Annotated in this window: 22 protein-coding genes, 1 tRNA gene and 1 pseudogene; 12 read left to right on the top strand and 12 right to left on the bottom strand. The window is 66.1% G+C overall.

All coding sequences use genetic code 11. The features are described 5' to 3' along the window. Positions 1–116 precede the first annotated feature (116 nt). Positions 117–188: transfer RNA gene (locus tag ABJK40_RS10785), tRNA-Lys, on the bottom strand. A gap of 613 nt (positions 189–801) precedes the next feature. Between ABJK40_RS10785 and ABJK40_RS10790 the strand changes: the two genes are divergently transcribed. The 9 genes and pseudogenes from ABJK40_RS10790 to ABJK40_RS10830 all read left to right on the top strand — a co-directional run bounded on the left by ABJK40_RS10790 (position 802) and on the right by ABJK40_RS10830 (position 10,775). Then, complete coding sequence (locus ABJK40_RS10790) at positions 802–975, top strand: hypothetical protein (RefSeq protein ID WP_348510258.1); 174 nt, start codon at positions 802–804, stop codon at positions 973–975. 684 nt (positions 976–1,659) lie between these two features. Further along, positions 1,660–2,979, top strand: a pseudogene (locus ABJK40_RS10795) (sodium/proton-translocating pyrophosphatase); the annotation flags it as partial. Positions 2,980–3,064: 85 nt separating this feature from the next. Then, a complete protein-coding gene (locus ABJK40_RS10800) occupies positions 3,065–3,904 on the top strand; it encodes a sodium/proton-translocating pyrophosphatase (protein WP_348481313.1) in 840 nt (279 codons plus the stop codon). 124 nt (positions 3,905–4,028) lie between these two features. Further along, complete coding sequence (locus ABJK40_RS10805) at positions 4,029–6,683, top strand: cation:proton antiporter (protein WP_348481315.1); 2,655 nt, start codon at positions 4,029–4,031, stop codon at positions 6,681–6,683. Further along, positions 6,673–7,584, top strand: coding sequence for a TIGR02587 family membrane protein (locus ABJK40_RS10810; RefSeq protein ID WP_348481317.1), 912 nt, complete (start codon positions 6,673–6,675; stop codon positions 7,582–7,584). The genes ABJK40_RS10805 and ABJK40_RS10810 overlap by 11 nt, the downstream gene beginning before the upstream one ends. After that, the gene (locus tag ABJK40_RS10815; protein WP_348481319.1) at positions 7,581–7,955 is read left to right on the top strand and encodes a CARDB domain-containing protein; all 375 of its coding nucleotides are present in this window, start codon (positions 7,581–7,583) and stop codon (positions 7,953–7,955) included. The genes ABJK40_RS10810 and ABJK40_RS10815 overlap by 4 nt, the downstream gene beginning before the upstream one ends. 757 nt (positions 7,956–8,712) lie before the next feature. Continuing rightward, positions 8,713–8,997 (top strand): transposase, encoded by a 285-nt coding sequence (locus tag ABJK40_RS10820; RefSeq protein ID WP_348481321.1) that lies wholly within the window; start codon positions 8,713–8,715, stop codon positions 8,995–8,997. A gap of 434 nt (positions 8,998–9,431) precedes the next feature. Next, on the top strand, positions 9,432–9,782 hold the full coding sequence (locus ABJK40_RS10825) for a hypothetical protein (protein WP_348510259.1): 351 nt from the start codon (positions 9,432–9,434) through the stop codon (positions 9,780–9,782). 183 nt (positions 9,783–9,965) lie between these two features. Then, positions 9,966–10,775 (top strand): VOC family protein, encoded by an 810-nt coding sequence (locus tag ABJK40_RS10830; RefSeq protein WP_348481324.1) that lies wholly within the window; start codon positions 9,966–9,968, stop codon positions 10,773–10,775. A 240-nt stretch (positions 10,776–11,015) separates the two neighbouring features. Here the strand turns inward: ABJK40_RS10830 and ABJK40_RS10835 are convergent, their stop codons facing one another. Both ABJK40_RS10835 and ABJK40_RS10840 read right to left on the bottom strand, forming a co-directional pair. Next, a complete protein-coding gene (locus ABJK40_RS10835) occupies positions 11,016–12,680 on the bottom strand; it encodes a hypothetical protein (RefSeq protein ID WP_348481326.1) in 1,665 nt (554 codons plus the stop codon). After that, on the bottom strand, positions 12,677–13,585 hold the full coding sequence (locus ABJK40_RS10840) for an ABC transporter ATP-binding protein (RefSeq protein WP_348481328.1): 909 nt from the start codon (positions 13,583–13,585) through the stop codon (positions 12,677–12,679). Before ABJK40_RS10840 ends, ABJK40_RS10835 begins: the two co-directional genes overlap by 4 nt. A 178-nt stretch (positions 13,586–13,763) precedes the next feature. On the opposite strand from ABJK40_RS10840, the gene ABJK40_RS10845 reads away from it, so the two are divergent. Further along, a complete protein-coding gene (locus tag ABJK40_RS10845; protein WP_348510260.1) occupies positions 13,764–14,009 on the top strand; it encodes a hypothetical protein in 246 nt (81 codons plus the stop codon). A 58-nt stretch (positions 14,010–14,067) separates the two neighbouring features. On the opposite strand, the gene ABJK40_RS10850 is transcribed toward ABJK40_RS10845, so the two are convergent. The 9 genes from ABJK40_RS10850 to ABJK40_RS10890 form a co-directional block, all read right to left on the bottom strand. Then, positions 14,068–14,277: an acyl carrier protein gene (locus ABJK40_RS10850; RefSeq protein ID WP_348481330.1), complete on the bottom strand. Its 210-nt coding sequence runs from the start codon at positions 14,275–14,277 to the stop codon at positions 14,068–14,070. Positions 14,278–14,315: 38 nt separating this feature from the next. After that, positions 14,316–15,560 (bottom strand): dihydrolipoamide acetyltransferase family protein, encoded by a 1,245-nt coding sequence (locus ABJK40_RS10855; RefSeq protein WP_348481332.1) that lies wholly within the window; start codon positions 15,558–15,560, stop codon positions 14,316–14,318. Next, entirely contained in the window at positions 15,557–16,585 is a 1,029-nt protein-coding gene (locus ABJK40_RS10860) for an alpha-ketoacid dehydrogenase subunit beta (protein WP_348481334.1), read from the bottom strand. The genes ABJK40_RS10855 and ABJK40_RS10860 overlap by 4 nt, the downstream gene beginning before the upstream one ends. Next, entirely contained in the window at positions 16,582–17,595 is a 1,014-nt protein-coding gene (gene pdhA / locus ABJK40_RS10865) for a pyruvate dehydrogenase (acetyl-transferring) E1 component subunit alpha (RefSeq protein ID WP_348481336.1), read from the bottom strand. Before pdhA ends, ABJK40_RS10860 begins: the two co-directional genes overlap by 4 nt. Continuing rightward, positions 17,592–19,418 carry an acetate--CoA ligase gene (gene acsA / locus ABJK40_RS10870; RefSeq protein ID WP_348510261.1) on the bottom strand — a complete coding sequence of 609 codons (1,827 nt, stop codon included), beginning with the start codon at positions 19,416–19,418 and terminating at the stop codon, positions 17,592–17,594. The genes pdhA and acsA overlap by 4 nt, the downstream gene beginning before the upstream one ends. Positions 19,419–19,523: 105 nt before the next feature. Beyond that, a complete protein-coding gene (locus tag ABJK40_RS10875; RefSeq protein ID WP_348481342.1) occupies positions 19,524–19,895 on the bottom strand; it encodes a carboxymuconolactone decarboxylase family protein in 372 nt (123 codons plus the stop codon). After that, a complete protein-coding gene (gene ppsA, locus ABJK40_RS10880) occupies positions 19,892–22,210 on the bottom strand; it encodes a phosphoenolpyruvate synthase (protein WP_348481343.1) in 2,319 nt (772 codons plus the stop codon). Before ppsA ends, ABJK40_RS10875 begins: the two co-directional genes overlap by 4 nt. Before the next feature lie 31 nt (positions 22,211–22,241). Further along, positions 22,242–22,703: a CBS domain-containing protein gene (locus ABJK40_RS10885; protein WP_348481345.1), complete on the bottom strand. Its 462-nt coding sequence runs from the start codon at positions 22,701–22,703 to the stop codon at positions 22,242–22,244. Further along, positions 22,700–22,915, bottom strand: coding sequence for a DUF1918 domain-containing protein (locus ABJK40_RS10890; RefSeq protein ID WP_348481347.1), 216 nt, complete (start codon positions 22,913–22,915; stop codon positions 22,700–22,702). Before ABJK40_RS10890 ends, ABJK40_RS10885 begins: the two co-directional genes overlap by 4 nt. A 406-nt stretch (positions 22,916–23,321) precedes the next feature. On the opposite strand from ABJK40_RS10890, the gene ABJK40_RS10895 reads away from it, so the two are divergent. Beyond that, positions 23,322–24,272 (top strand): 1-phosphofructokinase family hexose kinase, encoded by a 951-nt coding sequence (locus tag ABJK40_RS10895; RefSeq protein WP_348481349.1) that lies wholly within the window; start codon positions 23,322–23,324, stop codon positions 24,270–24,272. Between the two features lie 133 nt (positions 24,273–24,405). Then, positions 24,406–24,951, top strand: a complete 546-nt coding sequence (locus ABJK40_RS10900; protein ID WP_348481351.1) for a disulfide bond formation protein B — start codon at positions 24,406–24,408, stop codon at positions 24,949–24,951. The last annotated feature ends 112 nt before the right edge of the window (positions 24,952–25,063 follow it).

The raw sequence follows: 25,063 nt of genomic DNA on the forward strand, positions 1-25,063 counted from the left end.
CGCGTCCGACAGAATCCATGCACCGCAATACGTCACCCTCACCCGAAAGTTGGCGAGCACGGAACGGCGGGGAGCCGACTGGTGCGGATGACGAGCCGGTGGGAGATCGTGTCGGGTGCCTCCCCTGGGTCTCGAACCCAGAACCAATGGATTAAAAGTCCACTGCTCTACCATTGAGCTAGAGAGGCGGGGCTTGCGAGGTTTCTCGCAAGACAACGCGCAAGGATAGGACCCCTCGGGGGCCCTTTCCCGGTTACCAGCCGGACCGTCGACTGTGGGACGGGAAACGTCGGGCGCAATCGGACATCGGCTCGCTCGTTCCGGCGGTCCGCACAACTGGCAGCACCGATTGGCCGAGCTCCTTGCACCTGCGTACCCGTAGGAGCCCTTGTGCTCGCTCGTCACGTGACAGCGACGCCGGTCCGGTTCGGCTGATGCGCACGGACGGGTCGGTCCTCTTCCGACGGCGTCGCTGAACGGTTCTCAGATCTCTGCCGACCTCTCAGGCGGAGTCAGGAGTCGGGGTTCATCGAGAGGACGTGGTCGAAGACCCCAGCGACTTCGCCTCGAACAGCCCTCGCGGATTGGGATCGGGCGGTAGATCCTCGTCGAGCGCTGTGCGGCCGGCGCGATAATCGTCGGGTGGAGCGTCCAGTCGACTTCAACCGGGACCGGCAGTTCCTCTGTGGGTAGTGCTCCCACTCCTGGACTGTCGACCTGGCATGGCTGGAACGCTGGCGTTCAGCGAAGGAGTGTTGCCCGAACTGCCAGGTCACCTGCGAAGCCGAGGACGCCGGAGGGGTGACGGTCGCCGATGGAGACCCCGCGTTGAACGACGACCTGGTGAGAGAGTCTTTCTGGTATCACACGACCACCGAGTCCGACTGGCCGGCGCCGATCGACTTCGCGTCGAGGCTGGAGGAGCGCACGCAACAGATGATGGGCGGCGAAGAGCGCGCCGCCGCGTGGGCGTGACGCAGATCTTTGCGATCTCGCCGACGGCCTCGCGAGCGGACGGGTTGACGACCTGGTCGGGGTCGAGTTCGTGGACGCCGGCCCGGGCCTTCAACGCCATGGATATGAGGATCTTGCCAACGGGTGTGGTGCGAGAGTGAACTTGAACAGTTCGACGAGGTCGGGCGCCGGTTGCGATGCCGACGAAGCGGGGTTCGCGAGGCAATCGGCCGAAGTGCTGACCGAAATGTTCCGTGACCTGGTGATCTACGGACCTGATGGCGGGGACTTCACCCTGACAGACGTGGAACCGTTCGTGGGTACCGGCCGCGCAAGCTTCCGGCCGCGACTTGATCTGGCACCCGCTGGTCGGTCGTTGAGGAACGGGCGGCGGTTGCGCTCGGACCGATCGCTTCTTGGAGTGCCTGGACCAACGACCAATGACTTGACGCCGATGCGATGTTGTGGGCTAGCTTCTCGTCACTCACGTAGCGGGGCTGGATCCGCGTGAGGCACGGCTGAGGCCGTGTGGGACACACACCGGCATTCGCCGGTGTCGACCAACGCAGGGGGACAACCGTGTTCACAACAATCGTCGCGTCAGAAGGCGGCTACCAACAGTTCGTGTTGGGCGGCGGCGAGATGACGGTGCTGTTCTTCTCGGTTCTCGCAGCCTTGACTGCGATTGCGGTCGGGTTCGGGCTCATGCGGGGTGTTCTCGCCGCCGAGCAGGGCACCCCGAAGATGATCGAGATCGCGTTGGCGATCCAGGTCGGTGCCGCTGCCTATCTGAGCCGGCAGTTCAAGACGATTGCGGTGATCATGATTCCGGTCGCGGCCATCGTGTTCCTCACTTCGACCGAGGTGCTCAAACCCGACGGTGTCATTGCGTTGTCGCGGATGGAGTCGGGCGCGTACCGCACGATCGCGTTCGTCGCTGGGGCGTTCCTGTCGGGGCTCACCGGGTACATCGGCATGACCCTGGCGACACGTGGCAACGTTCGAACCGCGGCGGCGGCGAAGTCGGGGTCTCTGCCCGCAGCGCTCAAGGTGGCGTTCCGCACGGGTGGCGTGGCGGGCATGTTCACCGTCGGTCTCGGCCTGCTCGGGGCGACGTTGATCATCCTGTTGTTCCAGAACACGAGCTCTGCGATCCTCGTCGGTTTCGGATTCGGCGGTTCGCTGATCGCGCTGTTCCTGCGAGTCGGCGGGGGCATCTTCACGAAGGCCGCCGATGTCGGCGCTGATCTGGTCGGCAAGGTCGAGGCGGGCATTCCTGAAGACGACCCGCGTAACCCGGCGACGATCGCCGACAACGTGGGTGACAACGTGGGTGACTGCGCCGGTATGGCTGCAGACCTCTTCGAGTCGTACGAGGTGACGTTGGTCGCGTCGATCATCCTGGGCGTCCCGGCGTTCGCTGCGATCGGCGCGAACCCGGCGCTCGGGCTCGTGTTCCCGGTCGCCGCCCGAGCGGTCGGGGTCATTGCATCGATCGCCGGTGTGTTCGCGGTGCGTGCCAAGGAGGGTGAGACGAACGCGCTCAAGCCGATCAACCGTGGGTTCCTCACCGCCGGGATCATCACCGTGGTCGGCACCGCTCTGGTCGCGCTGCTGTATGTGGGCAACGACAACGCCAACGAGGGCTGGAAGTGTTTCGGCGCCGTGGTCATCGGGCTCGTGCTCGCTCAGGTCGTGAGTCGCCTGACCGAGTACTTCACCGGCACCGAGTACGCGCCGGTCCAGGAGATCGCCGCAGCGACACGCACGGGACCGGCCACCACCGTGCTGTCGGGGACGGCGTCGGGGATGGAGTCGTCGGTCTACGCCATCATCGCGATCGCGATCGCGATCGGCACGGCACTCGCCCTCGGCGGCGGGAACCTCCAGTTCTCCTTCTACCTCGTGGCCCTCACCGGCATGGGCATGTTGGCGACCACCGGCGTGATCGTCTCGGAGGACACCTTCGGCCCGGTCGCCGACAACGCAGCGGGGATCGCCGAGATGTCCGGCGAGTTCGAAGGCGAGGCCGAGAAGATCATGGTCAGCCTCGACGCCGTCGGCAACACGACCAAGGCCGTCACGAAGGGGATTCGCGATCGGTTCCGCCGTGATCGCAGCGGTTGCGATCTTTGCCAGCTACATCGAGACGGCGGCCAGCGAAACCCTTCCCGCAGCTCTGGTCGAGGAACTCAACGGCACCGCGAGGGGAGTGTTCGATGCGGTCCCGATCAACGTCGCCGACCCCAAGGTCTTCATCGGTCTACTCGTCGGCGGATCGGTCAGCTTCCTGTTCTCGGCCCTTGCGATCCGCTCCGTCTCGCGCACGGCCGGCGTCGTCGTGCAGGAGGTCCGCAACCAATTCGCCGACGGAAAGATCATGTCCGGCGAACGCCAACCCGACTACGGACCGGTCATCGACATCTGTACCAAAGCATCTCTGCGCGAACTCGCCACGCCGGCGCTGCTCGCCGTGCTCACTCCCGTCATCATCGGCTTCGGTGTGGGCTACACGGCGTTGGGGGCGTTCCTCGCTGCCGTCATCCTCACCGGTCAGCTGATGGCCAACTACATGTCGAACGCGGGAGGCGCATGGGACAACGCCAAGAAGTACATCGAGGACGGCCACGAGGGCGGCAAGGGATCCGAATCACACAAGGCGGCAGTCATCGGCGACACCGTCGGTGACCCGTTCAAGGACACCGCCGGTCCCGCCCTCAACCCCCTGATCAAAGTGATGAACCTGGTGTCGCTGCTGATCCTGCCGGCGATCATCGCCTTGTCGAACATCGACGAGGACAATCCGATCGTGTCGAGTCCGGAGCCCGCCGGCTACGCGATCGCCGGCGTGTCGCTCGTGGTGCTGATCGGCGCCGTGCTCTACTCGAAGCGCAGCACCGAACTGGAAGCCGACACTGGAGTGTCGGAACGACAACTCACGTCTCGCTGAGGACCGATGCGAGCCGAAACCGACACCCCAGGTGTTCCCGGGAACCAGACGACGCATCGGGCGGTGAGGTCGATCACGAGGTCGACGGCGTCCAGCGCCGTTGCGGACTCGACGGGGCCGTGAAGTGAACTCGTCGAGGCGCTGGGTGGCCGCCGTTGCCTATGCGAGCATCTTCGTCGTCCTCGGAGTCGGACTGTTGTTGGTGCTCCCGGCCGGAAACGACCTGTCCGGAGCACCACAGGCGCCGCCGCGGGGCGAAGTGAGTGCCGGCGCAGAGCAGTGCCTCGGCGAGAGCGTGGCGCTCGTCCAATCCGGGGTGTTCCTGCAGATTCACGAGGTCGACGATCGAATCGACACGGGAATCGGGCCACTCCTGGTGGATGGTCGCATGGACCGAACGTCGGGCGCTGCAACGTTGTCGGGTTGGTGTCGCGCCGACTCGGACCTCGGCCGCGTCGAGGTCCTCGTCGACATCGTGGTGGCCGAGGGCGTCGGTCTCACCGGGGTCGCACGGGTGGAGGGCGCTCGGTTGGCGCTGAGTGTCGTCGGCGCCGACGCCACGCAGGAGTCGACGTCGACGTCCGAACGCCTGACCGGTGGTGCGTTGCTCTCCAGGATCCTGCTGGCCGTGGCTGCGGTGATCGTGACTGCACGGCTCGTCGGATCAGCGTTCCGACTCATCCGCCAACCACGGGTGATCGGCGAGATCACCGCCGGGATCATTCTCGGGCCGAGTTTGCTCGGGTTGGTGTTCCCGGGGATCACCGCCTACCTGTTCCCGACGTCGGTGACCGAGGTGCTCGGGGTGCTCGCTCAGCTCGGATTGATCTTCTTCATGTTCCTGATCGGCCTCGAGCTCGATCATGCGCTGATACGCGGGTCTGGTCACACGGCGTTGTTGATCAGCCACTATTCGATCGTGGTGCCGCTCGTGCTCGGCCTCGGCTCGGCACTCCTCGTCTACCCGTTGGTCGGCAGTGGCGACTTCACTGGCTTCGCCCTCTTCATGGGTGCAGCGATGGCGGTCACGGCATTTCCCGTGCTCGCTCGAATCCTGTCGGACTCCGGCCTGAACAAGACGCGGCTCGGAGCGATCACGATCGCGTGTGCTGCGGTGGACGACGTGACTGCATGGTGCGTACTGGCCGTTGTCGTCGCGATCGTGAAGGCGGGCGGCCCGACGGATGCGATCCTGACCGTCGGATTCGCACTCGCCTTCGTGGCGACGATGGTGTCCGTCGTGCAGCCGACTGCCAAACGCTTGTTGCAGACACGGGGCAGACACGAACCCGTCGGTGCCTCGGCCATGTCGTTCGTGATCGTCGGGCTGTTCCTCTCGGCCTGGACGACAGAACTCATCGGCATCCACGCCATCTTCGGTGCGTTCATGTTCGGAGCGATCCTTCCTCGCGCTCCCTCGATCACGACGCGCATCGTCGATCGGCTCGAAGACGTCACGGTCTTGTTGCTCCTGCCGATCTTCTTCGCGGTCGTCGGACTCTCCACCCAGATCGGTCTCGTGTCCGGCCGCGAACTCTGGCTGCTCACCGGACTCATCGTCGCAGTCGCGATCGGCGGCAAGATCGGCGGGTCGTTGATCGCCGGGCTCGCAGCGGGCGAGTCACTCCGCTCGTCGGCAGTGATCGGCGTGCTGATGAACGCTCGCGGCATCACCGAGATCGTCATCTTGACGATCGGGATGGAACTCGGCGTCATCTCCCCTGCACTCTTCACGATCATGGTGCTGATGGCGTTGCTCACCACGTTCATGACGACTCCGATCCTGTCCGTGCTCTACCCGAGGAAGATGGTCGAACGCGACATCAAGACGCGCCATCACCTGGATGCCGCTCGTCGCGACTACGCCGGTCGACGAGCAATGGTCGGAGTCGCCGACCCGAACGCCGCACGTTCGCTCATCCGGGTCGCGAGCTGGTTGCGTGGCGACAATGGGCAGACGCTCCGGGTCGTGCTGGCGTCTGTGATCCCACCACCGGCGCGGGAGCGGCTGACGTTGCGTCTCAGCGATCGCATCGCCACCAGCGCTGCGGCAGCCAACCTCACACGACTCGCCAGAGAACTCGAGGACGACGGCGTCGGTACCGAGATCGTCACCCGCATCGGCACCGACTCGAGCACTGATCTGAGCGTGCTCGCTCGACAACAGGCGATCGACATTCTCATCGTCGGATCGAACGATCCATACCGACGCGACCGCCCATTCGGGGGCCTCGTCGGCGACCTGCTCCGGTCGAACCATGCCGACATCTTGGTCGTCCTCAACGCAGAAGCCGTCGCCACCCTCAGCGACGGACCCGTCGCAGTCTGGCTCCCGGATGAACCAACCGACGTGGCCGCCATCGAGTTGGCTCTCAGCATCTCCAAGGGGCTCCGACGTCGTGTACGAGCCGTCGCCATTCGACCAGCGACCACCGACCGGTTCGACGACATCGTCGTCGTCGCCGAGGGGAGCACTGCTGCTGACGTGACCCCTGCATTCGCCGGCGCATCACTCATCGTCGTGTCCACGCCCAATCTCCAGCACGAGCTCGACACCGACGTCGTCGAAGCGACATCCCGCAGAAAGATCGCTCCAGTTCTCGTTCTGCGCGCCGGGCTCAGCCCCCTCCACGACGACGGCGTCCGAAGGAGCCAACCCGCAGCAGCCAGCGACACACGGACCGCCGTGAACGGTCCGAACCGAATCGACGCACCACCGAACGCGCTCCCAGCAGCGGACTGCGAGACGATCCCTAGGATCACCGACCGTGGTGACTGAGGAGGGCGACAGTGTCGGCACCGTGCGGGCGCGTGATTCCGCGAGCCGGGGTCAGTGGGAGGACGAACTGGTTGCGGTTGTTCGTGCCGTCTCGGGTGGTCTTCTGTTCGGCGTCCCGCTGCTGTACACCATGGAGTTGTGGTGGGTCGGAGAACACACCGACGCACCGCAGATGTTGTTGATCCTGGCCCTCCTCGCCGTGGTCTTGATCGTTCTCAACCTCACCGCCGGTTTCCGGAGTACCCAGGATGTGCGGTTGCGAGATGCGGCGGCTGACAGCGTCAAAGCACTCGCGATCGGCATCGTGGTGTCGGCAACGGTTCTGTGGATGCTGAGGGTCGTGACCGTCGAGACATCCGCCTTCTCGGCGATGGGCAAGATCGTCAACGAGTCGGTGCCGTTCTGCCTCGGCATCGGTGTCGCCAGATTCCTCCTGTCGGGGAGACCTGGTCTGTCCGATGAGAAGGACGAGGGCGGTGCGTCCGCGAGCGGTTCGGGGACGAGGCCGCTGAATGCGAGCGTCGCCGAGCTGGGAGCGACGGTGTTGGGTGCGGCCTTCGTCGGGTTGAGCATCGCTCCGACGGACGAGATTCCGATGCTGACATCGTCGATGGACCCGCCCTGGCTCGTGGTCGTGGTCGTCACCTCCCTCGTGGCGTCGTATGCCATCGTGTTCGTTGCGGGCTTCGCCCGACAGGGTGACCGACACGAACAGGAGGGGATCTTCCAGACGCCGGGTGTCGAGACGATCGTGACGTATCTCGCATCCCTCGTCGTCGCGGCGTTCCTGCTCTGGCTGTTCCAACGCGACGTGTGGCCGGCATCGAACCTCCTCGACCAGATGATCGTTCTCGGATTTCCGGCGACCATCGGCGGAGCGGCCGGGAGACTGGCGCTGTGAGATCGGAAGGCACGCTCGCCGAGTCGGTCACCCTCGCTCTGTGCGCCGCAGTTCTTGCGGTCGTCGTCGGTGTGATTCTGTTCCTGGGGCCGGACAAGGACGACCCGCCGGCTCCAGTGGCGTCGACCGAAGCCGTCGAACAGGTCGGTGACGAGTTCCATGTGACTGTCGTCGTCAGGAACACCGGCGGACGGACCGCTGCGAACGTCCAGGTGAACGCCGAACTCGTGGTGGACGGTGAAACGACCGCCGGGGATCAGACCGTCGACTTCCTGGCGCCCGGGAACGAAGCCAGCCTTGCGTTCGTCTTCGCCGATGATCCGTCATCAGGTGACTTGACCGTCGGCGTCAGCGGCTTCCTCAATCCCTGACGGACGGACGGGGGTCTGCGGCCGAGTGGCTCGTCGCGGCCAGACGTGCGAGTAGGTCGGATTGCTCTGATGCGAGGATGTGGAGATGACGACTCCGCATCTGTGTGCGTACCGGGTCCTGTCCGTCGACGAACGAGCGTGTCGGGTGTGGGCCGACGGTGAGGTCGTCGAGGTTCGATTCTCCGCCACGTTTCCCCGTCCACGAATGGAACGGGGGTCGCGCCTGGTCATCTGGTCGCCGTCACCTCGGGTCCGGACGTTCCCGAGGTCGTGGTGTGGCGATGGTTCGACGCAGTCGTGGTCTCCACGCCGGTCGATGGCGGCGTCGTTCTCTGGGAGCCGGCGCACGGCGGGGTCTCATGCCGGGCAAGGGATTCCGCTGTGCCGCCGGAACCTGGGTGTCGTGCGTACGTCTCGGCAGGGCTGCCTGGCGCGGATTGGTGGATTGCGTGCGCTGTCGAAGATGGTTCCGACGGCGTGAGCTTCGACCTCGAGCAGGTCATTGGTCTCTATGCCGAGAACGACCTCTGGGCCGCGGCGTTCGACCTCTCGGACTGACGGGTCCGTTCTTCGACGTGTCTGCCATGCCGCCATGTGATCTCTCCTCGCAGATCCCCGAACGCCGTCGTCGGATTGCAGGGTGACTGGCCCGGGCCGGTAGCTGGTCGGCATGATCACCTCTTCTCGAGGTGATGTTGCCCCTCTGTGATGGACACCGATCTCTACGCGATTGTGTGCGGAGGAAGGAGGCGCCCTCATGGGTGGTCCATCGAAGTATCCCGAAGAGTTCCGTCGAGAAGCGGTCGAGCTGTTCCTCACGGGAGACCGGCCCCGAGCCCAGGTCGCCAAGTCGCTCGGTATCGCGGACGGCTCGCTCGCTGCGTGGGTCAAGGAGCATCAGAAGCGAAGCGCTCCCGGTGCGTTGTCCGAAGACGAGCGAGCGGAGCTGAAACGGCTGCGTCAGGAGAACGCCGAGCTGAAACAGGATCGTGAGATCCTGAAGAGAGCAGCGCAGTATTTCGCTCGAGAGACGACCAGGTGAGTCGCTGCTGGTTCGTCGATGATCATCGTCACCTGTTCGAGGTGCAGCGACTCTGCGAGCTGGTCGAGCCTCCCCGTTAAGCAGAGCAGCCGACGGAGGAAGCGCTTCGGTCCCACGACCTGGACGCCCATCGGCGCTGCGGACCGGTCGTCGTCGGTTGCCGACTTCCGCGGCTCTGGCGTCTTCATGGACGACCTGTTCGCTGCTGGGCACCTGGCGTCCGTCGGCACATCGGACGGACCGCTACGGTCACGATCGTGACGTCGAAAGCTTCGTTCGACTTCGATGCGTTCATGTGTGCCGTCGACAGCGAGCGTCGTGCACGGAAGATGGGGTGGTACGACCTCGCTGACGCCTTGTGGCAACAGTCCAGCGAACTCAACGCACACCGGAATGATCATCCGATTTGAGGCGGAGCACTGTCGCGTCTGGAGATGCGAGGAGCAGCATCGTGTCAGTACGCGCTGCTTCTGCTGCGCTGGCTCGGTCGAGCCCCGGAGGACTTCGTCGCCGGGTCTGTCGTCGGGGGTCGTCCGACGCAGCTCCCCAGGGTCGGGCCTGACCGACTGATGCGTTTCGATCTCAGCGAGTTGCACGCTGCGCTCAATGTCGCCCGTCGCGACAAGGGCCTGACCTGGAATGGGTTGGCGGCGGAACTCGATTGCTCGGCGAACAGGCTCACGAATCTGCGATCCGCCAAGCTTGCCGACATGGCGTTGGTGATGAGAACCACTCAGTGGCTGGAGCGACCGGCTGCCAGCTTCATCCACGCCGCTGCATGGTGACCGGAAGAGCGTCAGGGTCCGCCGGTCGGCCAACAACCTGCCCGAGCAATCTCGCGCAGGTTGCCCCTCGCATCGGTGCCGATCTGATCGCTGGCCGGGTGTGTTCCACTTCGTTGATCTGTGCTCGCAGTTTCGAAGGCGCAGCCTTGACCCTGTTGCGGGTGAGGCCGTCAAGATGACTCCATGAGCGACAACGGCGAGCAGCTCCAGATCGGCGCATTCGGCGAACTCGTCGGGTTGAGTGTGCCGCAACTCCGCCGCTACGACCGCCTCGGCCTCCTGGTCCCCGAAGGCCGAACGGAGTCGGGCTACCGCCACTACAACACAGGCCAGAGTGGTGCCGGACGCGCGATCTCGCTGTTGCGGTCCATGGACATGCCGCTCGCCGACATCCGTCGGCTCCTCGAGGGAACCAGCGACGCGGAGCGCCACGAGTTGTTCCGTGTGCATCGGGCTCGACTCGAGGCCCGTCTCGACGAAACCCGCCAACTCCTGCATGCCGTCGACTCGCACACGAAGGACGACACCATGACCGCCACCGACACCCGCACCGACCTGTCGGCCTGGCTCCACGTGATGCCCCGGATCCCGGTCACCGATCTCGATCGCTCCGAGCGGTACTACGAAGAAGTCCTCGGATTCCGCGCCGCCTGGCGGACATCGGATGGTGCGATCGCCGCTGTGGCGAGCGGAGGAATCGAGATGTTCCTGCTCATTGCGTGGCACGGCGATGAACGGCCACCGATCCAGTCCGCGTACGTGTACGTCGAGGACCCCGACTCGCTGTGGGCCGAGTACGAACAGGCCGGTGCCGTGATCGTCGAACCTGTCGATTCTCGTCCGAACGGCATGCGCGACTTCACACTGATCGATCCCGACGGGCATCGCTTCACCCTGGGACGTGGTGAGGAACGGCTTCGCGAGGTGGCCGACTACTACGGCATGACCGCCGAGGAGATCGCCGTCGACCCCGACTGGTTGCGCGGCGGCTGACCGTCGTCCGAGCGTGTCCCCCTGTCGAAGTCCGCTCGTTGATCAATCATGAGCAGATCAACCGATCCAACGTGCCGATCTCGGGCACCCGATGGACCGTTCTGGTCGTGTCGTTGTGAGCGCGTTGCGGTGGGTTTCGGGTCCGGACCGTAGTCGACCCGTCCATCGGTCTTCGACCCACCCGCCTGGTTCGGAACGGAGATCACCGGTGATGTCGCAGCGAGCACGAGCTCGTACGGCTCACCCGGTGGCGAGGTCACGGCGGGCGAAGCCGACCAATCCGACAGCGACCAGCGCAGCGGCCACCACCATCATCACGACGACGGACGTCGTGTTCCAGTCTTCTGCCGGCACGGCGGACATCCGAGCGAGCGGTGAGAGATCGACCACCCAGTCGGGAAGCCGCAGCACCGGTCCGAACAGCGTGACGATCGCGACGAAGGCCAATACGCCCCACGCAGCGACCGTGGCGCGAGGCACCCACCCGAACAGCATGGTGGCCACCCCGATGAGAACGAGCACCGTCGGGGCGACCGAGGACGCCGCAACCATCATCGTGCCGATCTCCGACCAGTCGCCAACCGACGCTGCGTAGGACATCCCGATCGTCAGGCCGGCCACGCCGACGAGCAGAAGGCTGGTCACCGTTGCGACCACGAGGGTGCTCCCCGCCCACCACCAGCGGGTCAGGGGTGTGGCGAGCATCGACTCCGCCGTTCCGCGGATCTCTCCGTGTCGTGTCCGCAGCGTCGCCGAGATGGCGTAGCCGCCGATGACGAGGGCCATCATCTGCATCGTCGTCGCGAGGTACGACTCGGCCAGGGTCGCACCGCCGGCACCGGCGAAATAGTCGGCCAGTTCCGGATTGTCCGCCACCATCGCCTCGATCTCGTCGGCGAGCGACCCGTACACCAATCCGGCCGCCACGATGCCGACCGCCCATCCCACGAACACGACTCGCTGGATCCGCACGGCGAGTCCGAGCGGTCGGCGTGTGGATGGCGACGCAGTGGCAGGTCCAGTGTGCTGCGACAACAGACCGCTCCCGAGATCACGGCGAGCAGACAGCCACACGGCGAACACGAACAACCCGATGGCGAACCCGACCAGACCCAGCAGCGTCCACCACCGCTCCCCCGCAAACGCGCGCACGCCCAGACCCCAACCGAACGGGGTGCTCCACGACAGCGCCGGTGCAGCGACGTCGCCGATGCCGCGGACGACGAACGCCAGCCCGACGAGCCCGACCGACGCACCGAGCGCTGACCGCCCCGTGCTGGCGACCTGCGCACCGGCGGCCGATGCAGCGCCGAATGCCAAACCGGTCAGACCGATCGACGCACCCAGGGCGATCGAGCCGGCGGTCGCGAAGCCGAACGCGATCGCCGCGACGGTGCAGCCGACAGCGACGGCCAGGTTGGCCATCCCGGCCACCAGCAGAGTTGCCGCAGCCGGAGCGTGTCGACCGACGACCAGGGAACCGACCAGATCGAGGCGCTCGGTGTCTTCCTCGGTCCGAGTGTGACGGACCACGAGGAACACGTTCATCAGTGCGGCCGCGAGTGCGACCCACAGTGAGGTCTCGTTCACGAGAATCGCGCCGACCGTGGCGTCGTCGAAGCCGTACCCCGGCCCGGCGAACATGACCAGCGCCGGGTTGTCACCGACGGTGTCGACGTAGGTGCGAATCTGCCCCGGCGTCTCGTAGAGCGACGCGATGCTTCGAGCCGACACCGCCATCAGCCCGACCAGACCGACGACCCACAGCGACAGCCGAGCGCGGTCGCGACGCAGCACGAGACGCATCAACCGGCGAGTGCCGACGAGCGTGTCGGTGATACGCGCGTCGACCGGAGCCGAAGGAACAGCGAAGCAAGACGCCGTGGGGGCAGCGTCGATGGTCATGTCGTCTCCGACAGTGAGCGAAGTTCGTCGTCATAGTGACGAAGGAACAACTGCTCGAGCGTTGGCGGAGTGCTCGAGAGCGATGACACGTCGAACGTGGCGAGGTGGCGAACGACATCGGACATCGCGCCGTGATCGACCTCGAACGTCACCTGGCTCCCGTCGCGCCGGAACTCGTGGACACCCGCCAGGTCCGCAATCGCACTGCTGTCTCCGTCGATACCGGCCGTCATCGTGGTGCGTGACAGGACACGCAGATCGGCCAGCGACCCGCTCTCCACTGCACGGCCCTTGCGGATGATCGTGACGCGGTCACAGAGCCTCTCGACTTCGGCGAGGATGTGACTCGACAGCAGCACCGTCCGGCCGTTCGCCACGACGTCGAGGACGACGTCCTGGAACACCGCCTCCATCAGCGGGTCGAGACCAGCGGTGGGTTCGTCGAGGATCAGCAACTCGGCGTCGGACGCGAGCGCAGAGACGAGTGCGACCTTCTGCCGGTTGCCCTTCGAGTAGGCCCGCGCCTTCTTGGTCGGATCGAGATCGAACCGTTCGATCAAGTCATCGCGCCGCGTCTCGTCGAGCCCGCCGCGCAGGTCGCCGAGGAGATCGATGATCTCCCCACCTGTCAGGTTGGGCCACAGGTTGGTGTCGCCCGGAACGTACGCGAGCCGTCGGTGCAGCGCGACGGCATGTTTCCACGGATCCGCTCCGAACAATCGCGCCTCACCGTCGTTCTGTCGCAGCAAGCCGAGGAGTACCCGGATGGTGACCGTCTTGCCGGAACCGTTCGGGCCGAGAAATCCGTGGACCTCACCGTGGGCTACCCGCAAATCCAAGCCGTCGAGGGCCGAGGTCGCACCGAAGGTCTTGACCAGTCCGCTGCACTCGATGATCGTCGCCATGGCTCCAGTCGACGCGAAGCGTCGACTGGAGACCAGAGTCCGACGTCACTTGCACCGGACCATGATGTGCCGCTCGCAGTTCCAGTTGCCCGAGTGGCCAGCGGGCCCGAAGGTCACAATCAGTCGTCGACAAGCCGCCGTCTGCGTTGGGCGTGGCGGCCACTGGGACCCGGCTGTGATGCCGTGCAGCACCTCCGACGACGATCCGCTGCGAGACGTCGGCGCCCGACTGCTTCGCTCGGGCGACGAGGTCGCCGAAGTCGTCACAGACTTCGGTCGGCGCGAAGTCTGCGATCTGGTCCCTCGCCAATCGGAAGTCGCCAGCGGTCAGTTGCCAACACCGCACCAGGACCAGGACCAGGACCAGGACCAGGACCAGTTCGGTCGACCGGCCATCGACGTGGGCGAGCGCCCACTCCGCTGAATGTGAGGCGCCGGGGAGCCGTCGTGTCCGATCGTCCACGTGTGACCTGGTGTGACGGTCACGACAGGTGTCCGATCAGGTCGTTCATCGTGTTGAGGCGAGGGTATTGCTCGTCGGGAATCGTGACACCGGTCGACTCCGACAGGGACGTCATGATGTTCATCCGGTCCATCGAGTCGAGGCCGAACTCTTCGAACAGGTCGACGTCGTCGCCGATCGTGGCGATGTCGTCGGCGACGTCGGGCGCCGTGGCCGTGATCACGCTCACGACGATGGATCTCAGATCGTGTTCGGTCGGTCCTGGGTTCATAGCTGCTCGGGATGCTGCAGTGTGTTGGCCAGTGTGGACAGGAAACGACTTCCGATCGCACCGTCGGTGGCGCGATGATCGGCGGCCAGGGTCGCGATCACGACGGGTCGCGCCACGACGACACCGTCGACGACCATGGGTCGCTCGGCGATGCGTCCGAACCCGACGAGCGCGACCTCGGGCGGTGAGATCAGGCCGTGGACGAGGTCGGCGCCTCGATCTCCGAGGTTGGTCACCGTGATGGAGCTGGTGATGGCGGTCCACTCCGACCGCAACGTCCCGGTCCGAGCGACGGTCGTGAACTCGCGTAGCAGGCGCATCGTCTCGTCGAGCGTCACGTCATCGGCGTGGCGGATGGTGGGTGTCACGAGCCCACCACCTCGCAGGGAGATCGCCACCGAGACGTTGACCGCCAGACCCGGTCGAAACCGTCCGTCGCGCCAGGTCCCGTTGAGTTCGGGGTGGCGCTGTGCGGTGAGTGCGACCGCACGAACGAGTGCCGCGGCCGGAACGATCCGCTCACCGATGGGTCGTTCGGCGTTGACCGTCGAAAGATGAGCCGTCAAGGGACCGAGATCGATGTCGTACTGCAGTCGGTAGTGCGGGATCTCCGCATTCGACCGTGCCATTCGCACGGCGATCACCGAACGTATCCGTTCCGTTCGGCTGCGCGGTTCGTTCTCGTGAGCTGCGGTCGGTGGGTGATCGGAGTGGGCCTGCAACGCAGCGAGCTCGGGAAGGTCGCTCGATCGGATCGCACCACCTGGGCCGGTGCCGTCGATGTCGAGGAGCGCGATTCCTCGTTCGCCTGCCAGCCGGCGGGCGAGCGGACTGGCCCAGACCGTCTCGTGGGGAACCCGGGGGGCTCGATCGGCCGGAGCGGGTCGTGGCCCCCTCGACGAGTTGTCCCGTTCCAGGGGGAAGCTGATCTCCTCCCTCGGCTTCGCCGTCGGTGCCGGCGATGGCAGCGGCGTCGGGCCGTGTTCGGCCCCGTTCGCATGGAGGTGCATCAGCACGGTCCCGACGGGGACCGTCTCACCCGCACCCACCACGATCTCGGCGACGGTGCCGCCTCGCCAGGTCTCGATGTCGATGTCGGACTTCTCCGTCTCGACCCTGGCGACGACCTGACCACGTTCGACCGTGTCGCCGACCTCGACGAGCCACTCGATGACGGCACCCTCGTCCATGTCGGCGCCGAGCGACGGCATGGCATATGAAAACAGTTCGGTGTCGGTCATCTGCCGGTCTCCAGGAGTCGTGTCGTGGCGTCGACGATGTCGTCTGTCTGCGGAATCGCGTGCTGCTCGAGGTGTGAGGCGTACGGAATGGGGACCTCCGCGGCAGCGACGCGTCTGACCGGAGCGTCGAGCGTCCAGAAGCACCGCTCGGTGATCGACGCGCTGAGCTCGGCGCTGAGCCCTGCGGTCCTCCACCCTTCGTCGATCACGACGGCATGGTGAGTGCGCTCGACCGACGTCTGCACCGTCGAGGCGTCGAGGGGCCGCAGCGAGCGCAGGTCGATGACCTCGGCGGAGATGCCGAGTTCGGCGAGCTGGTCGCTCGCCGCAACTGCCTTGTCGACCATTCCCGCCGATGCCACGAGCGTGACGTCGTCACCCGCTCGGCGGATGGCCGCCCGCTCGATGTCCACCGGCCCTCTGCCGCTGTCGAGCACGCCACGCTTGGCGTAGAGCGCGTTGTGCTCGAAGATGATGACGGGGTCGGGATCGGCGAGTGCCGTGGGCAACATCCAGCGGGCGTCGTCGATGGTGGTCGGTGCCACGACTCTGAGACCCGGAACGTGTGCGTACCAGGCTTCGAGGCTGTGGGAGTGCTGTGCCGCGAGTTGTCGGCCGGCTCCGGTGGTCATCCGGATCACCAACGGAACGCCGAACTGGCCACCCGACATGTACCTCAACGTTGCGGCAGTGTTGACGATCTGGTCGAGGGCGAGCAGGCTGAAGTTCACGGTCATGATCTCGACGATCGGACGCATGCCGCCGAGTGCTGCACCGATGCCTGCGCCGACGAAGCCGGACTCGGACAGCGGAGTGTTGCGGACGCGATCTCGACCGAACTCCTCGTGGAGTCCCTTGGTGACCGCGTAGGTGCCGCCGTAGTCGGCGACGTCCTCGCCCATCACGAAGACGCGCTCGTCGTCGAGCATCGCCTGGCGGATCGCCGTTCTCATCGCGTCGCGATACGTGGTCTCGATGGTCGTGGTGTCATCGCCGGCCGCGTTCAGGGGAATGGTCTGCGTCATCGTCCTGCTCCGATCCGGTCCGGTGTGCGAGCAGGCGCTGTGACGTGGTCCGTCAACCCCTCGAGCGGTTCGAGCGGACCGGCCTCTGCGGCCGCGGCGGCTCGATCGGTCTCCGACCGAGCCGCCTCCCACCGTGCTGCGATCTCGATGTCGTCGGCGCGACCGTGTTCGACGAGCCACTCGGCGAGGGCGGGGATCGGATCGCGTTGCTTCCACTGGTCGACCTCTTCGGTGCTGCGGTACAGATCCGGGTCGAACATCGAGTGCGCACGGAACCGGTACGTCTGGAACTCGACGAACACGGGGCCGGAACCGGCGGTGATCATGCCGGTCGCATGGCGGGCGGCGCGGGCCACCTCGAGCGGATCCATACCGTCGACCGCCCATGCGGGCATGGAGTAGGCCGCTGCCTTGATCGCCAGATCGACCTGGGACTCGCTCGACTCGAGCGACGTGCCCATCGCGTACCGGTTGTTCTCACAGCAGAACAGAACCGGCAGATTCCAGAGCGCCGCCATGTTGAGTGCCTCGTGGAACTCCCCTTCGGCCATGGCGCCTTCCCCGAAGAAGCATGCCGTCACACCGGTGCGCCCCACCATCTTGTCGGCGAGAGCCAAACCGACGGCGAGCGGAAGGTGACCTCCGACGATCGCGTTGCCACCGTAGAAGCGCCGTTCGGCGTCGAAGAGATGCATCGATCCACCGCGGCCACCCGAGCATCCGGTGGCCTTGCCGAACATCTCGGCCATGATCGACTCGGCCGGCACTCCGCGTAGGAGCGCATGGCCGTGTTCGCGGTAGGTGGCCAGCACGTTGTCGTCCGGGGTGAGAGCGCTCATGACACCGGCGGCGACCGCTTCCTCGCCGATGTACAGGTGGAGGAAGCCCCGGATCTTGGCGTCGGCGTACAGCTCCGCGCAGCGTTCCTCGAACACCCGGATGCGGATCATGTCGCCGAGGAGTTCCAGCGCCGTTGCGTCATCGAGCCCATCGAGTCTGAAGCAGTTCATCGCTGCGCTCCGATCGAACCCGACGGTGCTTCGAGCGACGACGTGTCACCTTCGTCCTCGCCCAGTTCTCTCGCCCTGAGCAACCGTCGCATGATCTTGCCGCTGCGTGTGTGTGGGAGGTCGTCCGTGAACTCGATCTCTCGGGGAGACACGGCGGCCCCGAGGCGACGCCGGCAGTGCGCCATCAACTCGGTACGGAGTTCGTCGTCGGGTTCGTGACCCTCGTGGAGGATGACGAAGGCCTTGATGATCGCCCCCACGGTCGGATTGGGTGTGCCGATTGCGGCTGACTCGGCGACCGCTTCGTGTTCGTCGAGGACGGCCTCGACTTCGAACGGGCCGATCAGGTGCCCTGCGGTCTTGATGACGTCGTCTCCGCGTCCGACGAACCAGAAATATCCGTCCTCGTCGCGCCGGGCCAGGTCACCGGAGCGGTACCAGTCCTGTTCGGGTCCGACGAAGCACGACCGGTACTTGTCGTCCCGATCGAGGTACGAGCGAAACATCGACGGCCAGCCGGCACGCAGTGCGATCTCGCCGGACTGCTCCGGGTCGTCGACGAATCGCAGCGCACCGTCGGGTTCGAGGACCAGATCCCCGTCGACGTCGCGCTCCAGGAGTGCCACGTCGATCCCGGGAACCGGCCGCCCCATCGACCCCGGCCGCACCACGTCGCCCCGTCGGTTCGCGATCATGATCGCCCCGGTCTCGGTCTGCCACCACGTATCCAGCACTGGCACACCGAACACACCGGTCGCCCACGTGACCGACTCTGCGTCGAGCGGTTCGCCCACGCTCGCCACGAGGCGGAGGTCGCCGAACTCGGCGGGTGCCACGTCCGCTCCGACTCGTCGCAGCATTCGGATCGCCGTTGGTGCGGTGTAGAACACGTCGACGGCCTGTTCCGTGAGGATGCGGTACCAACGCTGCGCGTCGAAGTCCGCTTCGTCGACGATCGCCGTCGCCCCGGTCACGAGAGGGGCGATGATGCCGTACGAGGTTCCGGTGACCCACCCCGGATCGGCAGTGCACCAGTAGACGTCGTCCGGCTGCAGGTCGAGCACCACCTGCGCGGTGGCAGCGTGGCCGACGACCGCCTCGTGGACGTGCAACGCACCCTTCGGTGCGCCCGTGGTGCCACTCGTGAAGTGCAACAGCGCCGGAGTGTCGGCTGCCGTGGGCGACGCGTCGAAGGTGTCGTGTCCTTCGGCGATGAACACACCGAACGACATCACCGTCGGCGAGGCGCGAGGCGGGGTCGGTGCGATGTCGGTGATCGACTCCTCGGTGGCGCCGACGATGAGGACGAGTTCCAGCTCGGCCAGGCGGCCGAGGATCTTGGCGACCTTGCGCCGGTAGAGCGCCGGCGTGGTGACCAGAACTCGCGTGCCGCCGAGTTCGAGGCGTTGTGCAATCGGATCCGGGCCGAACGCTGAGAAGAGTGGTGTGTAGACACAACCGGCTTTGAGGGTGCCGAGGGCGGCGACGTACAACTCCGGGACGCGCCCGGCGACGGTGGCCACTCCGGCGCCCGGACCGATCCCGTGACGCCGGAGCCCACCGGCGAAGCGGCTGCTGCGATGGTCGAGCATCTCGTAGGTGATGTCGATCGGGTCGCTCACCTCTGCGTCGTCTCGTCCGAACCAGCGAATTGCCGTCACCGCGCCCCGGCCTGCTTCGACGTGACGGGTCGTGGCCAGGCGACCGATGTTGAGGTCGAGACCGTCCGGCTCTGCTCCGACGAGTCCGAGCGCTGTACGAGCGGCGTCCCACGGCGACGTGTCGCCGATTGGCGTCGCTCGATCTCGAAGTCCGGGGTCCACACCTCCATCGAGCCACTGAGTGGGGCTCACCGGCCAGGGGCGAAGGTCATCTCCCTGTCGCGGCGATCGCACGTCGGCCGATGACGTCGATGACGTGCTCACCGGTCAGTTCGACGGCGTGTCCGGCGGCGGGCTCCCGGCAGCGAATTGCTCGAGCGCCACGAGCGCTTCGGTCGCATAGACGGATGCAGGCCCGCCCCCCATCAGCACGGCGACTCCGAGCGCTTCGTGGATCTGCCCCTCCGTGGCGCCGGCCTTGAGGGCGGCACTGACGTGCAGCGCGATGCACCCTTCGCATCGGGCCGCGACTCCGATCGCCAGCGCGATGAGTTCCTTGGTGGTGTGGTCGAGTTCGCCGTCAGCGACGGCGGCCTTGTGGAGTGCGCCGAATCTTGCCATCACATCGGGAAGGGCCTTGCCGAGTTCGACGTAGCCGTTTCGGAGTTCGGATCGCTTCTGTGCGAAGTGTGTGGTCATGACTTTCCTTTGTCTTCAAGGGTCGAGAGGTCACGGGCTCGAGCGTGTTCGAGCATGATGCGCCGTTCGGCGGTGCCGAGCGCGCGACGGGCGGAGTCGACGGCATCGGCATCGACCGAGATGGACGTGATGCCCATGCGAACGAGGAGCTCCGCGAATTCGGGGTCCGCTGACGGAGCAAGACCGCACAGCGATGACGTGATGCCCACGCGTTGGCACGAAGCGATGATGTGCTCGATTGCCCACAGCACGGCGGGGTCCCGCGCATCGAACAGGTCGGCGAGGACCTCGGAGTCCCGGTCGACTCCGAGCATCAACTGCGTGAGGTCGTTGCTCCCGATGGACACGCCGTCGATGCCGAGTGCTGCGTACTCCTCGAGGCGGGCGATGATCGAGGGGACTTCGGCCATCACCCAGAGCTTCAATCCCGACTGGCGGCCCAATCGGCTCGTCGCGATCGCGTCGAGGCATGCTTCGAGTTCCCACTTCGTCCGGACGAAGGGGATCATGACGTGCAGGTTGGGGAAGTCGTCCCGAACTCGCGCGATCGTCTCCAGCTCGAGTGCGAACGTCTCGGTGTCGTGGAGGTATCGGAAGCATCCCCGGTACCCGATCATCGGGTTCTGCTCGACCGGTTCGTACTCGTCGCCGCCGATGAGTCCACGGAACTCGTTGGACCGGAAGTCCATCGTGCGATACACGACGGGGCGCGGTGCGAATGCCCTCGCGATGCGGGCGAGTTCGGATGACATCCGCGAAACGAATTCTCCTTGACCCCCTGCAGCGATGAGGGCACGGGGATGCCGGCCGCCCAGTGCTTCGGTCACCATGAACTCACCACGCAACAGGCCGACACCGTCGACGTCCAGCGCAGCGACCTCCTCTGCACGATCGGCGATCGCCAGATTCACGTAGAGCCGGGTGGCCAGCGGCTCGGCCGAACCGCGAGCCGGCGCCGGGTGTTCCAGCAGCGCCGGAACGGAGACGTGCCGAGAGTCGGCGAAGACCATGCCGCGCTGTGCGTCGACGGTGACGACGTCGCCGTCGTGGAGGGCCGCCGTTGCATGTCGCGTCCCGACGACAGCGGGTAGACCGAGTTCGCGGCTCACGATCGCGGCGTGGCACGTGCTTCCGCCGGCGTCGGTGACGAGAGCCGCAGCCCGCCGCATGGTGGGGACCCAGTCCGGCGATGTCTTGTCGGCGACGAGGACCTCTCCGTCGCGCAGCCGATGCCCGTCCTTCGGTGAGTGCAGCACCCTCACGGCTCCGGACGCCGAACGTGCACCGACGCCCAGACCCCGAAGCAATGGGGTGTCGGCGCCGGAACGATCATCGCCGAGCGTGGTGATCGGACGCGACTGGACGATGAACAGCTCATTGCCGACGTACGCCCATTCGATGTCCTGCGGGTTCCCGAAGTGAGCCTCGATCTCGAGGCCGATCGAGCCGACGTCGTGGATCTCACGGTCGGACAGAACGCGCCTCCACGCCTCGGGGCCGTCGATCGGCTCGTGGACGTCCCCGTTCGCGCCGCTCGTGATCTGGTGGGTCTTGTGCCCGACCCTGATCTCGCGGACGCTTGCGGTCTCGCGGTCCAGTCGGTACGTGTCGGGCTCGACACTTCCGGAGACCACGATCTCGCCGAGTCCGAATGCCGCCTCGATCAGCACCTCGTCTCCGCGCGCCGGGTCGCACGTGAACATCACTCCGGAACGCTCCGAGCTCACCATGACCTGCACGACGACGGCGATGGACGGGTCATCGGCGAGCCCTCGCTCGGCGCGGTAGGAGACGACACGCTCACCGAAGAGCGAAGTCCAGCAGTCGGTGATCCGTTGCACGAGATCCTGTTCGGTCACGTTCGTGAAGGACTCGTTCATTCCCGCGAACGACGTCTCGGCGGTGTCCTCGGCGGTCGCGGACGACCGGACCGCCACTCGTTGCCCGTGGCAGGAACTCGCGTATGCGGTGGTGATCGCCTCGACGAGGTCGTCCGGTACGGCGACCCGGGACATGAGTCCTCGCGCCTCCTCGGCCATGAGCGACACTTCGGCGGGCGAGGCCGAGACGGCCTGCGCGGAGATCTCCGCGAGCCGGGGGCCGACCCCGGCGTCGTCGACACACCGGCGATACGCCTCGGCGGTCACCACGAAACCGGGCGGCACCGGGAAGCCACTCCCGAGCAGCTCGCCGAGGTTGGCACCCTTGCCTCCGACGAGTTGCACATCCGCCGACCCGACCTCCGACAGTGCAATGGTGAGTGGGCGACCTGTGGTGTCGTCGGGTCGTGCCTGTTCCGATTCGATCGTCGTCATCGAGCGGTCCATTCGAAGGGGTGCGATTGGACTACGACGCGCGGACGACAGCGGGAGGCGACGCTTCGTCCCGCGCATGCGGGAAGGCGATCTGCGTGGACAGGACGCCGGCGAGGTCGGTGAGTTCCGCGGCGGTCGAGACCATGGCGTCGTCGAGGCTGATCATGCCGACCACGCGATCGTGCTCGACCACCGGAACCCGCCTGATCGCGTGTCGGGCGAACACGGCGTACAACTCGTCGACCTCTTCGTCGGCGTCGAGGGCGATCACTCCCATCGACATCAGCGAGTCGATCCGAGCATCGGGTGGGACTCGTTGAGCGACGCCGCGCACCACGAGGTCGCGGTCGGTGACGACGCCGACGGGTCGGTTCGCGTCCAGCACGATCAGTGCGCCGACACCCTGGTCGGAGAACATCTGCGCAGCGTCGGTGATGCTGGCGTCGACGCTGATCGTGACGGGCTTTCGCCACGTGAAGTCGCGGACCTTCATCGTCCTGCTCCCACCGCGGCGTGGTGACCGATCGCTTCGATCGTGCAGTCGGGTCCCGGGTACAGCAACGTGGTGTGGCCGTCGGCGTCCCACTCCACCCGGTACGGCGGACCGCCGTCGTCGCCTCGAACCTCCTTGATCATGCCGATCCGCTTCGGTTCTCCGACCTGGTGTCCGGAGATGACCAGCTTGTCGCCGGGCTGTGCTCTCACGTCGATTCCTCTCGTCTGTTCCTGGTTGCTTCATCGTCTCCGAAGGCCGGCGACGGTCGTAGGGCCAGAGGTCCCGATCGGACGAGTCCACGTCCAGGTCGTCCGACCATTCGGTTCTGTGCGAGCCCGTCGCAGCGCTGGTCGTCCGTCGGGTCACCGAGGTGGGATCCGCTTCGTCCCTTCGTCCCTTCGTCCACGATGGTTGCAAGCTGAGATCGAGCAAGCCACGCGGTACGCGGGCCATCCATGAAGGACCACCACCATGTACGACCTCGTCGTCGACCGCGCCCGCCGACTCGGTACCGTCGAACACGATGACTGATGCCAGACGAGCCACGCGTGGCGACGACCCCTCACGCCATGAACTGGGATCCGACGATGTCTGTCGCGCGACGAATCGAGAGCCATGAGCCGGAGTCGAGTGGTCACGTTGACCTTCAGTCCCGCACTGGACGTCGCGACGTCCGTCGACGTGATCACGCCGTCACGCAAACTGCGCTGCGATGCGCCGCGCCATGAGCCCGGCGGTGGAGGCATCAACGTCGCGCGCGTCGCGCAACGGCTCGGGGCCGACGCCGTTGCCGTCGCTCCGCTCGGCGGTGATCGTGGACGCCGGGTGGCCGAGCAACTCGGCAAGGAGGGTGTCACCGTCGAGCAGGTGATCGTCGATCACACGATTCGTCAGAGCTTCGCCGTCACCGAGGAGTCGACCGGCCGCCAGTTTCGGTTCGTCATGCCACCGCAACGGCTCGACCGCGACGAAGCGGACCGTTGTGTGAAAGCCACATGCGACCTCGCAAGCGCTGCACGGTGCGTCGTCGTGTCGGGCAGCATCGACCTGCCGGACGTCGTCGAGGTACTGCGGTGCATCGTCCAGACGGTGCGTCCCGTCCCGGTGCTGATCGACACGTCGGGAGACGCGCTCGACGCCGCGCTCGACAGCGGCGCAGCGCTGATCAAACCCAGTGCGCGCGAACTCGCCGATCTCGTCGGCCGCCCGCTCGACACCGAGAGCGACATCACCGCCGCGGCCACCGACGTCATCGCACGGTCGAACGTCGACGCACTGCTGGTTTCCATCGGGGCCGGTGGCGCCGTGCTCGTACGACCGGACGTGCCCCCACTGCGCTTCCGAGCACCCACTGTCCGGGTGCGCAGCACGATCGGAGCCGGTGACTCGCTGGTTGCCGGGATCGCGACGGGCCTTGCGGACGGACAGGAGCTGGTCGACGCCGTTCGCCTCGGCATCGCGGCCGGCACCGCGACAGTGCTGACCGACGGAACCCAACTGTGCGATCCAGCCATGGTCGACGAACTCCTGCCGCTGGTGGCCGTGGACGTCGCTGTCGACGACTGAACAGGGCCTTCGGCCCTGGCGCCCGACCGTTGCACCGGTGCACCATCGAGTCGTGGCCTTCAACAGTCCTGATGCCGACGATCGCGACGACGCAGTCCGGGCACAGCTCGACGACGACGTGGATCGGTGACCCGTGGATCCGACCACCGTGGCGACGATCTTCTCGATCTGTCTGCTCGGCGGACTCGTGGGCGGGTTCACGCTCTTCGTGCTTCCGCGCACGCGCCAGCGGTTCATCGCCCACGTTCCGAAGGTCGCTGCCCTCGTCGCAGTGAGTGCAACCGCCGGCAGCCTCTATTTCTCCGAGATTGCGGACTTCATCCCGTGTGAGCTGTGCTGGTACCAGCGGATCGCGATGTACCCGCTGGCGATGATCCTGCCGCTCGCGTTGGTGCGGCGCGATCGCGATGTCATGAACGAGGCGTTCGTGCTCGCTGCAGCCGGCCTCCTCGCGTCGGCGTACCACATGCGCGTTCAGTGGTTCCCCGACTCCTCGAACTCGTGCGCACTCGACGACGGGTGCTCGGCGAAGTGGGTCGAAGGGCTCGGAGTGTTCACCATCCCGCAGATGGCCGCGACGGCGTTCTTCCTGATCATCATGCTCTCGGTTGCATTCACCTTCGAGGAGGAATCCGGTGACACACTGGCGCATGCGGATTCAGCCGCGGTCCGAGGGTGAGGCGTGACTGACCGTTCGTTGGACCTCACACCGTTGCTGGTGGCCAGGGCACGTCGGTCATCACCGTCTCGCTGCATCGCCGGATCTCGAAGCCGCTTCGAGGACCGAGGTG

This window comes from Ilumatobacter sp., assembly GCF_039969435.1.
Lineage (GTDB): Bacteria > Actinomycetota > Acidimicrobiia > Acidimicrobiales > Ilumatobacteraceae > Ilumatobacter_A.